This is a genomic window from Burkholderia sp. BCC0397 (assembly GCF_902832865.1).
Classification (GTDB): Bacteria; Pseudomonadota; Gammaproteobacteria; order Burkholderiales; family Burkholderiaceae; genus Burkholderia.
Window position 1 is genome coordinate 118,422 of sequence record NZ_CADFDL010000017.1, and the last position, 14,942, is coordinate 133,363.

Here is a 14,942-nt window from a genome sequence, read left to right on the forward strand (position 1 = left end):
TCTCCATTTAAAGGCCCGACGGCCTCGATTCGTATTCCTTCACGTGTTCCGCTGAACGTCGGACGAGCACATCCGCAATCCAGTCCGCCATGAAGTCGGTCGCGAGACTCATGTTGCCGATACTGCAGTGCTGCTCACCACCTTCCTGCGCGGTAAAGATCCGAAGCTCGCGATGCGGACTGTTGATGCATCCGTCGTAAGTGCGATACGCATCTTCGACCGAGATCTGGCGATCGAGCTCGCCGTGCGTAATGAGGATCGGCACACGGATACGATCGAGCACGCGTTCGAGCGTGAAGCGCTCCGCAATCGGCAGCGCCTCCGCGATGGAGTTCGCCCCGAAGACCCACAGGATGTGTTCGACGAGATGCGGCACGGACGGCGCCAGCCCGGGATCGATTGCGCCGTCGACACGTCGGCGAAAACGCGCCGCGAAATCGTAGTTCGCGCCCCACGCCACACAGCACTTGAACCGGCTCTCGAACGCGGCCGCGCGTGGCGCGTGATGACCGCCCATGCTCAGCGCGACCATGCCTATCCTCTCCGCATCGACATCGCCACGGCCTTCGAGATAGTCGACACACGCGCTCGCCGGCCGTTCCGCCTCCGCGAAATTGTGCAGATCGTGCTTTCTCAGTGCTTCCCCGACCCCCGGGTTGTCGACGACAAGCGTCGACACGCCGCGCCGCGCAAGCGCCGTCGGGAAGCCGGACAGGAACAGGAACTCCTTCAGGCCGTCCAGCCCGTTGAAGTGCACCATGCACGGCGCGGAGCCCTCGCCCTGCGCGCGCACGAACAGCGCCGGCAAAACCGATCCTTCATAGGGCACGAGCACGCGCTCGCAATTGACGCCGCCGAGCGACACGTACCGGGAAAAACACGCCAGCAGCCGGTCATACGCGTCGATGCGCGGCGCATAGTCATGCGGCGGCATCCGCTCCGCGGTGATATACAAGACGGCGGCGCGACGATACTTCTCGGACGCACTCAGACTATTGCCGTTCCGCTGATCCAGCTCGGCCTTCTCGACCAGTTGCGCGGCGGCATCGGCCCAGGCGTGGAAAAATGCCTTCGCAGGATCGCTGTCATCCTGCGTGCTTCGATCGCGCAGCGTGCGTGACGCACGATCGATCTCGTCCATGTTGGCCCCCATGTCGAGCGCCATGCCGAGCGCAAGGTTCCACGCGTAATCGTCAAAGTACTCAAGCACCTTCCACCTCGACACCATTACCGGTCACGTTCGCCGCGTGCTCGATCACCTTGATGACTGCCGCGTAGTCCTCGTCCGCATAGCCGCACGCCGACGCGCTGGACAACAACTGAGCCGTCAGCGCCGTGAGGCCCAGCGGGACGTTCAATGACCTTCCGGCATCGAGGATGAGCCCGACGTCCTTGCGCATCTGCTCGACCGTGAAGGTTGCCGTGAAATCCCGCTTCGACAACGCGCCGGCCTTCGCCTTCAGAATGGGTGACCCGACTGCGCTGGCCTCGACGACCTGCCACATGTCCGACCATGCGAGCCCGCCTTTTTGCCCGAGCGACAACGCTTCGGCCAGCATTCCCGCAGTGTGGGCAATCATGAGATTGATCGACAGCTTCATCAGCTTGGCCTGTTCGGCTTCGCCCAGGTAGAAGCACTTGTCTCCCCAACTATCGAACAATCCGTTGCATGCATCGAATGCCGCGCGGCCGCCCGAGACCATGACGGTCAGTTTCGCGGCCTCCGCCATCACGGTGTTTCCGGACACCGTGCAACGCAGATACGTGATGCCTGCACGCGCGAGTTGCTCCGCGACCCTGGCCGACGCGTCGACCGAAACCGTGCTCGTATCGATGAAGATCGAACCGGCTGCCGCATGCCGGGCAATCTGCTCGCCCACGCTCAGAAGCGCGGCATCGTTCGGCAGCGAAGAAATGACAACGCCACTCGATCCCAGGAGACTTTCGAGCGCCGACGTCACGGTCAGCCCGGCGTCTCGCGCCGCAGCTTGACGCACGCCGGACGTATCGAATCCCGTGAGCGCATGGCCGCTGCGGGCGATATGCGCGGCCATCGGAAGCCCCATCTTTCCGAGCCCGATGAATGCAATGGTGTCTTTCATGATTTCATTTCCGATCTCGACGTCGCGACGGCGTTCGCGCCTGGCGCTGACCGCCAGCGACGTCCGTACGTGCGTCATGCCCGGATGTCTACGCGCTTGAGGAACGGGTGGATGCTGACTTGCCCCCAGACTTCTGCCGCGCTGAACGGGTCGTTCCGGTTGAATGCGATCACCTCTTCCTTGCCTTCGGCCTCGACCAGGAAAAAGCTTCCGATCATCGTTTCTCCGTTGTCCGATACCAGCGGCCCGGAAATGATCGATCGCACCTTCGCGCCGGCCAGATAGGCCTTGTGTGCTTCGTAGTTCGCGAGCCGGCGCTCCAGCGCGCCTTCACGGTCAACACAATGGATGACGAAATACATGCTTCCCTCCTCGGTTAAGTAGTCGGCGCCCGGTTCGTTCATCAGCACGCCAGCGACGGAACCTAGACTAAAGGGGATCGCTCTGGACACCAATCGCCCGGTCGTCCAGAATGGATATTCCGCTCGGTCGGCACGTGCGGTCGAGCCGATGGCGGGAGACATCACTGACGTCAACACGATGAACGAACACGAATTTCTAAGAATCATTGAGTTCATAGACGACACCCGGGCGCCGTTCGCGGCACAGATAGCCGGCATGTCGCCCGATTCGGACTGGGCGCTGACCAGCCACCTGGTTCGAGCGAAACTGTTGCAGCAAGCGGTATCGATTTCGCAACTCATCGCGGCATCCGGCCTTCCATACGGAACCGCCCACCGGCGCATCAACATCCTGATCGACGAAGGGTTGATCGACATCGCGCCGGCATCGCCTACCGGAAAAGCCCGCGTGCTCCTTCCCAGCAGCAAGCTGCTGCAAGGGTTCGAAGCGCTCGCGCTCCACGTCAAATCCCTGGTCGCTATGCTGGTGGGGCAGCGTGACGACAGCCAGAGCTCCGAGCAATATTATTTTGGTGAACCGAGGAAATCGCTTCAGCATCTGGTGCCCCCGTCCAATCTTCTCGAATCAAAAGACGGCAACGGAAAGCGGCTGCGGTTCCTGTTTCACGACGACAATTATTTTTCGGCGCTGCGCAATCTCTGGATCGACTTCCGCGCCAACGCCGGCAGAAGCGAGGACTTCGAACTCGCGCACCTGCAGGATCTGTACGAGAAGGCACTCGCCAACGGCGCCCGGAACGAATCCGAGTTCGACATCATCACGCTGAACTATCCGTGGCTCGCCGAATTTGCCCAGAAGGAGTTGATCTCGCCACTGGACATCGATGTTCATGGCGCATCCGCCAATCTGCCCGATTTTCATCCGGCCGCCCTGGAATGTGTCACGTACGACGATTGCCTCTATGGATTGCCGGTTTACGTCACGGTCGAAAGCCTGCTCGCACGCCGGGACATTTTCGAGAGCAATGCGCTGGCGTACCCGACGACCCCCAGGAATCTCCTTGCCGTGGCGCGTCGCCTGCACAAACCCAAGCGTGACCAGTACGGCCTCGTCTGGAATGCCGCACGCGGCATGCCGATCGCCAGCGCCTTCATGTTTTTCCTGAACGCGCACGGCGGCTCGATCATCGCCAGCAGCGCATCGACGGGTCGAACGCGCGCACGCCACCCGGGCGGGCGTGCCGGCCTCGACAGCAAGGAGGCGCGCACGACACTGGCATTCATGGAGCAACTGCTGAGCGTTTCCCCGCCCGATACACTCACCTTCGACTGGGACGACAGTCTCGGCGAATTCATGTCCGGACGCGCCGCACTTTGTTACGCATGGTCGATGCGTGCCGCTCGCCTCGAGCTGGATATCCGGTCCAAAGTAAAGGGCAAGGTGACGTTTCTTCCCCATCCCAATATCCACGGCGTACGACGATCGGTGCCCATCGGCGGCTTTTTCCTCGCCGTTCCGAGCAACCTCCCACCCGAGCGGGCAGCACTCGCTCACCAGGCGATCCAGTGGATGACTTCATCGCAGGCGATGAAGTCGAATGCGCGCAATGAACTGCCGGTTGCACCGCGCTTCAGCGTCAGCTCCGACCCTGAACTGAACATCGTGTCGCCGATCGTCAGCTTCGTCGACAAGCTGGCACGCAACGGCCTCATTTCCAATACGATGCGGCCAATTACGCCGGTGTATAGCCGAATCGAGGAGGTCGTGGGCATCGAGATCCACGACGCCCTCTGCGGCCGGATCTCGCACGAAGATGCGCTGCAGAAACTGCAGGGCCGAGTGCAGGACCTTCTGGATACCGTGCTGGACGACTAGCCGCGCATCAGCGGCCGCTACCGGCCACGCCGCGGGCGCCGCATATTGACCCTCGTCAACCGATTCCGTGGGCGAACGACAAACACGTGTTGCATGCGCGGCAGCCCCGGCCGCGCATGCAGCGTCCCGGTCAGAATCGATGCGCCAGGCCGATCGCGTCGACGAACTGTTGCCGTGACGCCGACGGCGTCATGCCGTTGATGGACGCCACTGCGGCTTGCCCGAGCGAATCGACGCCCGATGCCCGTTGATAGACCGCGACCATGTAGACGTCCGTCCGTTTCGACAGCGCGTAATGGATGCCGGCGTTGGCCTGGTTGTAATGCGCATTGTTGGCTTCGGGACCGTGTGCCAGCGTGTACGAGTATGCGGCGCCCAGCGACAACGCGGGCGTGATCCGGTACGCGCCATTGACCTCGATCGTGTTGAATGTGGCGCTGCCGGCGTAGCCCAGCGGGTTCGGGCCGGCGGCCGAGCCGAGGCCGATGAAGCGTGTGTTCGTGTAGATCGCGCCCAGCGTCGCACGACCGAGTGCATAGCTCGCGCCGGCACCTGCCGTCTGCAACCGGTGCGCGGACGCATAGCCGGCAATCACCGGATTCTTTTCCGGCGTGGTCGCCGAGCCAAGCGAGCCGATGTTGTTCACCTCACTGCCGCCACCGTTGGGCTGACTCCCCCATATCGAGACATTCGGATCGTACGCGCTCATGTAGCCGAAGCCGATCCGTAACGCCCCACTCGTGTAACCGAGGCCGGCGGCAATGGTCTGATTCTGCGACGCATGTCTCGCTACACCGCCGACTCCGTACATCGCACTTGCCGACCATCCGTGCCACGTAGGCGACGCAACTTTCACCGCGTTGTTCTGGCGAGCCGTCATGCCGAGGTTGTCGATATCGTCGGGATGCGCGGCGATAAAGCCGCCCCATTGCACGATTGCCGTCATCGGCGACAGGAAATCGACGACGGGCGAATATTGCCGCCCAAGCGTCACTTTGCCGATGCGCTCGTTGGCCAGCCCGACAAATGCCTGTCGGCCGAACAACGCCCCGCCTTGCCCGAGTGCGCCGTTCGCCGCATTGAAGCCGTTCTCCAGGGTAAAGATCGCTGACGTCCCGCCGCCCAGGTCTTCCTTCCCCTGGAGCCCGAACCGGCTGCCGGCATACGCCGACGTCGACGCATCCAGCATCGAGACCTGGCGGTGACCATGAAGGGCGCCGCCCGCCTTGTTGACTTGCGCGTTGCTGACAAACACCACATCCGGATCGATGACCCCGTACAACGTGACGCTGCCTTGCGCACATGAACCGTACGCCCACGCGCAAGACATTGCGGCCACCATCACCCGTACGACTCGTTTCATCTCCATACCTCGCCTTTATATTTAGTCATGCAAAATTAATACAACGTTCTTCTATCGATCCACGACGAGCCTCACACCGCTCGATCAGCGGATTTCAATTGATACGTTCGCCCCTCTTATTTTAGTTATCCGAATTTTTATGAATACCAGATGGAAATATTTCGATCTGACTGCCTGCATGACGTGGTCGCCAGGTTCCGGCAACAGGAACTATACGGACAAGGTGAGCCCGTCAAAACCGCTGACCAGAAACGGAACGAGCCGCTGGTAGGCCTGCGTCAGATCCGTCGATGCAAAGCGCCCCGCGGACAACAACTCGACGCGCCCCGGTTCAGCGCTGAGCGCCACCATCGCACCGACCATGAAACTGAAGCCGTGGTAAACGTCCGTTTCCGCAACACCCGGCATCGCCCGGCGAAACTCCACCAGATACTGTCGAGCGACCGCATCGAAATGCTTGCTGATCACCTTCGCCGCACTCGGCGAGTTGGCCAGCCGAGAGATCACCAGCGAGTAATGCTTCCAGCCCTGCCCGCCGTTGACACTGCGCTCGACGAAGGGCCAGACATAGCCCTCGACGAGATCCTTCACCGGAATCGGGCCATCCGAAGCGCGCAACCTCGCAAGATCCAGCGCCTGAATGCGATGATGCGCCATGACGGAAGCACGCCGCTCAATCACCTTGTCGAACAGAAGATCCTTGGTGCCGAAGTGGTAAGTGACGAGTGCAATACGCACATCCGACGCCTCCGCCACCTGTCGCATCGACGTACCGTGGAAGCCGTTTTCCGCAAAGAGCGCTTCCGCGGCATTCAGGATCTTCTCCCGCGTCGCATCGCCGGCCTTGCGTGTCCGGGCCCGGGCCACACCCGGCAGGTTTGTCGCGACGCGGCTACGCTGCGCCGTTCCGCTTGAAAGGGAGGGCTTCTTCATAGGACTGGAAATGGACCGCGCGAAATTGGACATCTGTACAGTTTCAATTATCGCACGGCGCTTTTTCCCGATTTACGCGTCCCCGGGCCCCAAGCATGCTGCTTCGATCGATTCTCCCGCCGTCATTCCCTTGCGAGTTGCACGCCGGAGGCCGGTCGAGCCGGTGATACACGGCGCCGTTGAGCGCGCGAGAGCATGACCGTGAAGATCGCGGCGAAGCCGAACGCTATGCTGCAAAGCGCAATGCCGGTCGCCAAACTGGATTTCGTGGCGATCGCGCCGAGCGCGAACGGCGCAAATGCCGACAGTCCCCGTCCGAAGTTGAAGCAAAATCCGGCGCCCAGACTTCGGACGCGAGACGGGTACAACTCGCCGAAGTACGCCCCGAAAAGACCACCGAACGGAAAGAAGAGCGCAGTCAGCGGACCCATCCAGAGCAACATCGTGTCGTTTCGCATCACTGCATAGATCGGCAACATCACGGCGGCCCCGATGAACGACACGACGACGGCCCGATCGCGCCCGATCCGGTCCCCCAGCCAGCCGAAGAAGTGCAGTCCGGCGAACATGCCCACATTGAGCAGGATCACGAAGGCCGTCATGCTTGCCGTGCCGAGTCCGCGCTCCTTGACCAGGTAAGTCGGAATCCATGTATTCGCGCCCCAGTAGCCGACCAGCGCGCAAGTGGCCGCCAGGGTGCCCAGGATCGTCGTGACGCGCAGCTCGTCCGAGAAGATTTCCCAGACGGACACCGAACGCCTGGCCGCCGACGTCGACGCACGATCGGCGAGCCACGCTTCCGATTCACGCACGAAGACCTGCGTATAGAGTGCCGCCACCACCGCGCCGACCCCGCAGAAGAACAGCACGCGCCAGCCGTACGCCGGCAGCACGAATCGCGCGAGCAGGGCCGCGGCCCCGAACCCGATCGGCCATGCACTGATGACGAACGATGCGGCGCGACCCCGTTGTCGCGACGGAAAGACCTCGCTGATGAAAGCTGCGGCGACGCCCCATACCCCGCCGAGACCGAGGCCCGCCAGGAATCGGAAGATCATCAAATGGCTCCAGTCCTGCGCAAAGCCCACGGCGGCTGTAAACACGCCAAAGACGAGCAGGCTTCCGACCAGCGCCTTCTTGCGTCCATGGTTGTCCGCGTACCAGCCGATCAGGACGCTGCTGAACCCTACTCCGATCAGCGTTGCCGTTCCGATCAGTCCGGCCATCGTGAGGGACAGGTGCATATCCGCCATGATCGCCGGCATCGCGACGGCGAGCAGCATGAAGTCCATTGCATCGAACATGTAGGCGAGAAAACTCGCGAACAAAACATGCCACCGGTTCGGTGACCCTACTTCAACCTTCGTCGACATCGCCTCGCTCCTAAGTAACCCCTGTCCGCCTGTAGCCGGATTCCGCTCCTTCCGCCGCTGCCCGTGCAAGGAGGCGCTCGGCAATGGAATCGGCTGCCGGACTACCTGCCATTCCCTGATCGACGGGTGTGGGCGACAGGTTCAGGTGCGCCACCTTCCGCGGTATCGCACGATGCACCCGAGCACCCCGTCAATTCGCCGCCATTATCTGTACGAGTGTCCAACCAGATATCTAGAGAAAACCCGGTATGGTCCTGCCTGGCATCGAAAAGCGGCGGGATTTATCGAAACTGGACAGATTCGACGCGAATCCGTCGGGTAACGGATAGTTGGTTGCCTGTACAGCCCCCTTCGTGACGTCTTTCTCGTCGTTACCGTGGGCATGGACGCGGGCGAATCCTCGTCATGCGGAAGCCCCGGCTCAGTGGAGCGAAAAAGATCGGCTGGTTGAAGGAGGTCGAAGCACAAATGAAGGTCGCGAACATGTGCCGGCCGCGTGGCATATCCACGATTACCGGCCGATGACCGGCCTGCTGCACCTGGCCGGACAGGCTGCTTTGCGCGAAACGATGTTTGGTTTCGTGTCGACGAGTAAAAAGCTGGACGCGACATGGGTAACGTGCGGCGTGAGCAGTTCGACTTGGAATGCCCGCCCGGAACGGTTCAACACATGCGTGTTAGTGTCGACAAATGGATTTTTCGACGCAACCAAGCGGATAGTCGATACCCCCAGCCGATATGTCACCGGCGCCCGCTCGCATCGCGGGCACCGGTTTCGACGGATCGTGCCGACTACACGTTGGTCCAGGCGTCGGTGCCCTTCTGATACTGCATCACGCCGCCGTGGATCCGCACCCGCAGGTTGCCGTCCGGCACCTTCACCCATTGGGTCATGGCGAGGCTCATCATCAATCCGGCGAAGAAATCCTGCACCTCTTGCGACTCGTTGGCCTGCCAGAGGTCGATGCGCCCGAGACACGCACGCATGTCGCCGCTCTGCTGCATGATCGTCTCGACCTGTCCGGCGACATCCGCCGCCGAATCGTAGACCTTCGTGCCGTCGGGGCTGACGATCGACAAATGGATCCCGCGCACCAGCGTCGGCTGGCCCGGTGTCTGCTCGACGAGCGCGATGCAGCTCGTCATCGCGCCGAAATCGATTTCCGTCGCATCGCCCCATTCGCGCTCGCCAACCCCCAGCGGCGCGGGACCGTGTACGTTCTGAATGATGTAGGACATGGGTTCCTCACATGATTAGACAGGACTGCAGATAGCAGGCCGCGACGTGTTCAACCAGGAACGTGCGTCGCTCCCGCCGCTCACACCCCGCATCGGGCCTGACGGCCCGGCGGGTCGTGTCGATTGATACCGTGTCGCTGCACGCGCGGCAGTCGATCGCCCGCGGTTCACGGCGCATGATTGCCCGCGACGTTCGTCATCGACGCCGCACCCTACGCGCCCTTCTTGTCCAGCAGCGCCTGATACTTCTGCAGGCTCTCGTCGATCCGGTCGAGCGCGACGCTCGCGGCCTCCCCTTCGATCGCCTCCGCGGCGCCCGCGACGATCGCCGCGGTCGCGACGAACAGGTCCGTCAACAGCAGGCCCACCGCATCCATCGCCATGCCTTTCACGTTCTCGTCGACGGTCTTCTGCGCGAGGTCCTTCATCAGCACGCTCTTGCCCGCGATCGCCAGCGACGTCGTCGCCTCGAAGTAGTTGGCCGCCGCCTGCGCGACCATGCCGCCGGCCTGCGTGATCATCATGTTCGGGCCGACGGCGATCTGCGTCGTCGCGTAGGACGCCACCTCCGCGTTGATCGCCTGCACGGTCCGCAGCGCCGACGGGGCGGACCCGGTCGCACCCGCGATCTGGTCCGGCGCCTTCAGCCCATCGGTGAACCTGCGCAACCGGTTGACCGGCCACGCGCGCTTGCCTGCTGTCGGCGTCGCATCGTGCGGCGCAACCTCGGCCCGCGCCGCTGCTTCTGCTGCGGCGTCCGCGACATCGTCCGGCGCCTGCGTCGCGTCGTCTCCGCGTCCGCCCAAAAGACCTTTCATGTTCATGATTCAGGTATCCCGATAGTCGTCGCGTGCTAATGCGTGGAACCCGTCGGCGAGCCGCCCGCCGCGGGCAGCGACGCGCCGCCCGATGGCGGCTTCGGCGATGCTTCGACGGACAGGATCATGGCCACGGCCTTCGACACGACGGCGTTCGAAATCTGGTTCAGCGCCGCCTGCTGCTGCGTCATGTTCTGCGCCGAGATGCCGACGGCCTGGCTGAACATCTGGTAAAGCATGCCCAGCGCCTGGGACGGCGAGCCCGCGACGACGTTGACGTTGGTCTGCGTCAGCGCATCGGTAATCTGCTCATTGACTTTGTCTGCCACGAGGCCTCCTCGGATCTCGGCTCCGGCATGCGATTGAAGGAACGGGCGGGCCGGCAGGCCATCGACCCCGCGCATGCCGTTAGGAACGCTGCGTGCCCGCATTCGTGAACGCGCTCACGCGAGTTCCTCGCGCAACTTCTTGCGCAGCAGCTCGACGCGCTTTCTGGCAAGCGGCTCGTTGATCCCGAGCGTCGCGGCGATGTGCAGATAGGGCCGGTCCTCCTCGAACTTCAGAGTGAACAGCATCTGCTGCTGCGGGGACAGCATGGACAGCGCCTGCTCGAGGCGCAGCAGCTGTTGCCGGAGCAGCAGATGCTGTTCCACCGACGGCGCGTGGCCGGCCAGCTCGACGGCGTGATCGTCGTCCCAGGCCGGGTCGAATTCGAGCATGCCGCTTTCGCGCAGACGGCGGCGCGCGCCATCGAGGAACGCGTGGTTCAGCGCCAGAAAAAGAAAGCCCGACAGGTTCCTGACGCGCTCGGGCGAGCGCTGCAGGTAAATGTGGACCTTCAGGGCGGTATCGGAAAGCAGTTCGTCGGCACGGTGAATATCCCCCTTGCACAACAGGCGCGCGCGGCGCCGCAATTTCCCCTGCATTTCCCGCCACGTGCGGTCGAGCTGCTGCGCCGAAGACTCGGGCGTCGGGGCAGCGTGCTGGTTCGAGGTTGTCATCCCGTGTCTTCCTTTTTATGGAAAACACAGAATCGATTCGATGCCGGGAATGGCGCTGTTACCCGTGTAACACCGATATAACGATAATCTGTTTCGGTAAATTTTCTTGATTATTATGAACGGAAATTTTAATTCACCGGCATAGCCCGATCCGTCGTTTCAGGTGCGCCGCCGGGCCAGACTGAATAACGGCATTGCGATGAAAAAGAACGACTACCGCCGCGATGCATCCGTGCGCCGGCATGCTGCTTTCCATGTCGGTCGATCAAGCGCGCTTGCCGCCAAAGTGCCGCTCTGTCCGGACTGCCTGCCGATTATTTCAATACTTTCATTATTCATTTTTCACGTAATGCCGAAGGCAGCGTTTTTCGCTAGGTGGCCGCATCGTCAAACAACCTCGCGCGGAAAACATGCCTGCCCTTGCTAATGCTCGAACGCTGCGCAATATATCGATACTCGCCGATCTCCCGGAAAGCCTGCTCGCTCACATCGAGCGGCACGTCACGCCGTGGCCCGAACACGGCAATCGCCTGTTGTTCTTCAAGGGCGATCCGGGGGATTTCGTCGCGTTCGTGCACCATGGCCGTGTCTACAGGACGCTGCACGAACCCGGCGGGCGCGAGATCATTCTCGGCCACTCGATACCGGGCGACCTCATCGGCGAAAACACGCTGATTCGCGCACACCGGCGCAGCTTCACCGCCCAGTTGAGCCCCGACTGCCGCATTTCGCTGCTGCATCGCCAGCACTTCGCGCCGCTGCAGGCCAACGCGGAATTCATGGTGCGCATCCACGAGCAGCTGTGCCGGCACATTCACCAGTTGAGCGACTTCGTCGAGTCGGCGTGCCTGTACCGGCTCGAAGCACGGCTCGCGCGCCATCTGCTGAACCGCATGCAAGGAAACGATCTCGAGGTGCCGCTGCCGGAGAGCCAGAGCATCCTCGCCGCGATGCTCAACGTCAGCCGGCCGCGACTGAACAGCAGCCTGCAGAAGATGCAGCGCGACGGACTGATCCGGCTACACGAACACGGTGTGACGATCCAGAAGCCGGAGCAGCTCCGGACCATCGTCGACGCCAATTGACGCCCCGCCCCGGCAAGCGCGTGCGTCATGCAGCGCCGCCGTGCGGACGAGTTGCGCGCGCCGCGTTGCGCGGCGCGTGGTGAAGGTCAGCCGCGCCCGTGGCCGATGGCGTTCATCAACTGCGCGACGGCGGCCAGTTGCGAGACGAAGCTGTCGTTCGCCGACCGCGCCGCACTGGCCTGCGCCACCGGCGAGCCCGCATAGAGCTGCATGATGCCGACGGTCGTGGCGGCAAGGTTGGACGCCGCCTGGTTCGCCTGCATCTGCACCGCGTTGTGAAGCAGGATCGCGGACGCATGGCTGTTCGACTGCATGAGCGTGCCCAAGGCCACGGCGGGCGCTTCGCCCACCACCTTGACGTTGGCTTGCGTGACTGCATCGGTCATCGCAGGGGAAACCTGTTCCGGCATGTCGTTGCTCCTGGTTTGCTCGCCGCTGCGGCGCAGTCACGGCGAAAGCATGGATGGGATCGGTCGGCGCCGTCGATACGCGCCAGGATGTCCGGCGTCACGGGCGTCGACAGGACGTCGGGCGCCGGGCGACAGCCACCGCGATCGGGGCCGCCGCCCGGCGCCGACGCCGGGTTACGCGTCAGGCCAGCGCCTTGCCGAGCGCCAGCACGTCAGCCAGCACGGACAGCACGCCGTTCGAGCCGATTTCGGTCGCGGCGGCGCCGGCGCTCGCCGGCCCGAGCGTGTACAGCTGCATCGTGCCCACGTTCGTCGACGTCGGCAGCTGCACCGCGGACTGCGACTGCTGCTGCACGGCGTTCTCGAACAGCACGCTGAGCGAATGGCTCTGCGCCTGGTACAGCGAGCCCGTTGCCATCGCGGGCGCTTCGCCGACCACCTTGACGTTGGTCTGCGTGACCGCGTCGGTGATCGCGGCGTTGACCGCGCAGGTCTTGCAGGGGTCCTTCGAGTCCTTCTTGTCATTCGAGTCGTTTTCGTCGTTCGGCATCGTATTTCTCCTGGTTCGCGAACGGGCGCCGCATCGAATCGGCTCTGCCCGCTCTGTCGGTTACTCCGGAACACCACGCGGCACCGCTGGTCAGGCGCCGGCGGTCATGCTGCGGATCCGCGGCACGGCGGCGGTATCGGCGGCGCGTGCCGCTTGCGCCGCCGCTCGACCACGGTGCTGCGATGACGCCTTACTACTTGGTCACGGCCTTCCCGATCGCGATCACGTCGGCCAGGATGGAAATGATCCCGTTCGCGCCGATTTCCGTGGCGGCCGCGCCCGCGCTTTCCGGCCCGATCGTGTAGAGCTGCATCGTCCCCACGTTCGTCGACGTTTGCGACTGGATCGCGGCCTGCGACTGCTGCTGCACCGCGTTCTCGAACAGGATGCTGAGCGAATGGCTCTGGGCCTGGTACAGCGAGCCCATCGCCATTGCCGGCGCTTCCGCGACCACCTTGACGTTGACCTGTGTGACCGCATCGGTAATCGCGGGATTGACCTGGCACACTTGACACGTATCAGCCATTTGTTGCTCCTTGGTTCACGTAGTTGAGAGGTCGCACATCGGGGCCGGCCGGTTTCGCGTTCGGCCGCATGACCCGCGTGCTACTCCATGGACGCTGGGCCGGGCGTATCGTGAACGGCAGCGGTGCATTCGTGCGGTTCGGCCGGACCGGCGCCGATGTTTCGCAACCGGTCCTCCATCGCGTCGAGCCTCGCGGCGAGCGATTCGGCAAGCCGTTCGGCGAGCGCATCGCCGTATTGCCGGAAGCATGCTTCGATTTCCTGCCGGATCAGGCCCGTCAACTGTTCCCCGATCATCGTCAGCGCCTCGCGGGTGCTGTCCTGAATCTCGGCTGCGCCGGATGCCTGCGCGTCGCCGTCCGGCGCGTGCGCATCGAGTACGCCCGATACTTTCCGCTGTTCCGACGCCAGCATGCCGAGGGTCGTCTCGTTCTGCGTGTCGATCGTCTGCAGGATGCCGCGCATCTTCTCGTACGCCTTTTGCTGGTTGAGCTGCAGAAAATGCTTGACCTGTTCGCGCGCCTCTTGCCGGGTTTTGAACTGCGGCAAGGGCGGCTTCGCGGCGCTCGCCTGCGTGGCCGGGCCGTCGGCGGGCGCCGGCTGGTTCCCCTGCCGGCTCGGCAGCTGCTCAAGCAGCGCCTGTTCTTCGCCAGGCTCGAGAGGTCGCCCAAGTCGCTTCTCCGCGAACTGCCGCAGCAGGGGGTCGAGTGCTTCGTTACTCATGGCTTACACCTCCTCGAGGTTCGCTCGCGACACGGGTACGTGCGGTTCGGGGTTGGATGGACGCCGCGCCACGGCGGCTTGGTCGGCGTGCTGCAACGGATATCGCATGGGGTCCTCCGGGAAAGGGATGTGCGACGGTCCGCCGGAAATTTCGGCGGGACTCGCTGCAAGGACGAACCGTGCGACCGGTCTGTGAAGTCGGTCGGCACCGCGCGCGCGGCGGGTATCGGGTAGCCGATATCGACAACGTTCGAACCACGCGTGACAGCGCTCATCGGCCGACTGGCGGGCGACGCGCCTTCGGCGCTGCCGCGCCCGTTCCCGACAATTCTTGACTGTGTCCGGCCCATCGAACTGGTAGGATGCCGGTCGCCTCGACGCGGGCAGCTGGCACGGCCCCTCAACCGTCCCCTTTTTCAAGGCCCCGCGGCTGGTAAACTTCGCGCTCGTGCCCGGACGACCCGGGCACCGAACAGCACCCCAGCCCGTAAAACCCGTCATACCCGGCCTCGCCCCGCGCGACCCGTTGCAGTAACCGTTGGAGTGGCGCCCCCCGCGCCTGCAAGCATGAAGAAATCGACG

16 protein-coding genes are annotated in these 14,942 nt (G+C 63.2%); 2 read left to right on the forward strand and 14 right to left on the reverse strand.

Features of this window, described 5'->3' with window-relative positions; genetic code table 11:
- Positions 1-7 precede the first annotated feature (7 nt).
- Genes HWX03_RS32950 through HWX03_RS37370 form a run of 3 tightly spaced genes read right to left on the reverse strand, consistent with a single transcriptional unit; the run spans position 8 to position 2,626 of the window.
- Positions 8-1,210 carry an alpha/beta fold hydrolase gene (locus HWX03_RS32950; RefSeq protein ID WP_175874145.1) on the reverse strand — a complete coding sequence of 401 codons (1,203 nt, stop codon included), beginning with the start codon at positions 1,208-1,210 and terminating at the stop codon, positions 8-10.
- Positions 1,203-2,180, reverse strand: a complete 978-nt coding sequence (locus HWX03_RS32955; protein ID WP_347879546.1) for an NAD(P)-dependent oxidoreductase — start codon at positions 2,178-2,180, stop codon at positions 1,203-1,205. Before HWX03_RS32955 ends, HWX03_RS32950 begins: the two co-directional genes overlap by 8 nt.
- Positions 2,177-2,626, reverse strand: a complete 450-nt coding sequence (locus HWX03_RS37370; protein WP_347879547.1) for a YciI family protein — start codon at positions 2,624-2,626, stop codon at positions 2,177-2,179. Before HWX03_RS37370 ends, HWX03_RS32955 begins: the two co-directional genes overlap by 4 nt.
- A gap of 16 nt (positions 2,627-2,642) precedes the next feature.
- Here HWX03_RS37370 and HWX03_RS32965 point away from each other — a divergent pair, with 16 nt between their 5' ends.
- Positions 2,643-4,340, forward strand: a complete 1,698-nt coding sequence (locus HWX03_RS32965; protein ID WP_175874147.1) for an extracellular solute-binding protein — start codon at positions 2,643-2,645, stop codon at positions 4,338-4,340.
- Positions 4,341-4,470: 130 nt separating this feature from the next.
- Here the strand turns inward: HWX03_RS32965 and HWX03_RS32970 are convergent, their stop codons facing one another.
- From HWX03_RS32970 to HWX03_RS33000, 7 genes are all read right to left on the reverse strand, one after another.
- Positions 4,471-5,703 (reverse strand): porin, encoded by a 1,233-nt coding sequence (locus HWX03_RS32970; protein ID WP_175874148.1) that lies wholly within the window; start codon positions 5,701-5,703, stop codon positions 4,471-4,473.
- Between the two features lie 210 nt (positions 5,704-5,913).
- The gene (locus HWX03_RS32975) at positions 5,914-6,636 is read right to left on the reverse strand and encodes a TetR/AcrR family transcriptional regulator (protein ID WP_175874149.1); all 723 of its coding nucleotides are present in this window, start codon (positions 6,634-6,636) and stop codon (positions 5,914-5,916) included.
- A gap of 122 nt (positions 6,637-6,758) precedes the next feature.
- Positions 6,759-8,009 (reverse strand): MFS transporter, encoded by a 1,251-nt coding sequence (locus HWX03_RS32980; RefSeq protein WP_175874150.1) that lies wholly within the window; start codon positions 8,007-8,009, stop codon positions 6,759-6,761.
- A gap of 792 nt (positions 8,010-8,801) precedes the next feature.
- On the reverse strand, positions 8,802-9,248 hold the full coding sequence (locus HWX03_RS32985; RefSeq protein ID WP_175874151.1) for a hypothetical protein: 447 nt from the start codon (positions 9,246-9,248) through the stop codon (positions 8,802-8,804).
- 212 nt (positions 9,249-9,460) lie between these two features.
- Positions 9,461-10,072 carry a hypothetical protein gene (locus HWX03_RS32990; RefSeq protein WP_175874152.1) on the reverse strand — a complete coding sequence of 204 codons (612 nt, stop codon included), beginning with the start codon at positions 10,070-10,072 and terminating at the stop codon, positions 9,461-9,463.
- A 29-nt stretch (positions 10,073-10,101) separates the two neighbouring features.
- Positions 10,102-10,395 (reverse strand): RebB family R body protein, encoded by a 294-nt coding sequence (locus HWX03_RS32995; protein ID WP_175874153.1) that lies wholly within the window; start codon positions 10,393-10,395, stop codon positions 10,102-10,104.
- A gap of 114 nt (positions 10,396-10,509) precedes the next feature.
- The gene (locus HWX03_RS33000) at positions 10,510-11,067 is read right to left on the reverse strand and encodes a sigma-70 family RNA polymerase sigma factor (RefSeq protein WP_175874154.1); all 558 of its coding nucleotides are present in this window, start codon (positions 11,065-11,067) and stop codon (positions 10,510-10,512) included.
- Between the two features lie 410 nt (positions 11,068-11,477).
- Between HWX03_RS33000 and HWX03_RS33005 the strand changes: the two genes are divergently transcribed.
- Positions 11,478-12,152 carry a Crp/Fnr family transcriptional regulator gene (locus tag HWX03_RS33005; RefSeq protein WP_175821444.1) on the forward strand — a complete coding sequence of 225 codons (675 nt, stop codon included), beginning with the start codon at positions 11,478-11,480 and terminating at the stop codon, positions 12,150-12,152.
- Between the two features lie 86 nt (positions 12,153-12,238).
- Here the strand turns inward: HWX03_RS33005 and HWX03_RS33010 are convergent, their stop codons facing one another.
- From HWX03_RS33010 to HWX03_RS33025, 4 genes are all read right to left on the reverse strand, one after another.
- Complete coding sequence (locus HWX03_RS33010) at positions 12,239-12,562, reverse strand: RebB family R body protein (RefSeq protein ID WP_175874155.1); 324 nt, start codon at positions 12,560-12,562, stop codon at positions 12,239-12,241.
- 181 nt (positions 12,563-12,743) lie between these two features.
- Entirely contained in the window at positions 12,744-13,112 is a 369-nt protein-coding gene (locus HWX03_RS33015; RefSeq protein ID WP_174432907.1) for a RebB family R body protein, read from the reverse strand.
- A 193-nt stretch (positions 13,113-13,305) separates the two neighbouring features.
- Complete coding sequence (locus HWX03_RS33020) at positions 13,306-13,638, reverse strand: RebB family R body protein (RefSeq protein WP_069619142.1); 333 nt, start codon at positions 13,636-13,638, stop codon at positions 13,306-13,308.
- 80 nt (positions 13,639-13,718) lie between these two features.
- Positions 13,719-14,360, reverse strand: coding sequence for a hypothetical protein (locus HWX03_RS33025; protein ID WP_175874156.1), 642 nt, complete (start codon positions 14,358-14,360; stop codon positions 13,719-13,721).
- Positions 14,361-14,942 lie beyond the last annotated feature (582 nt).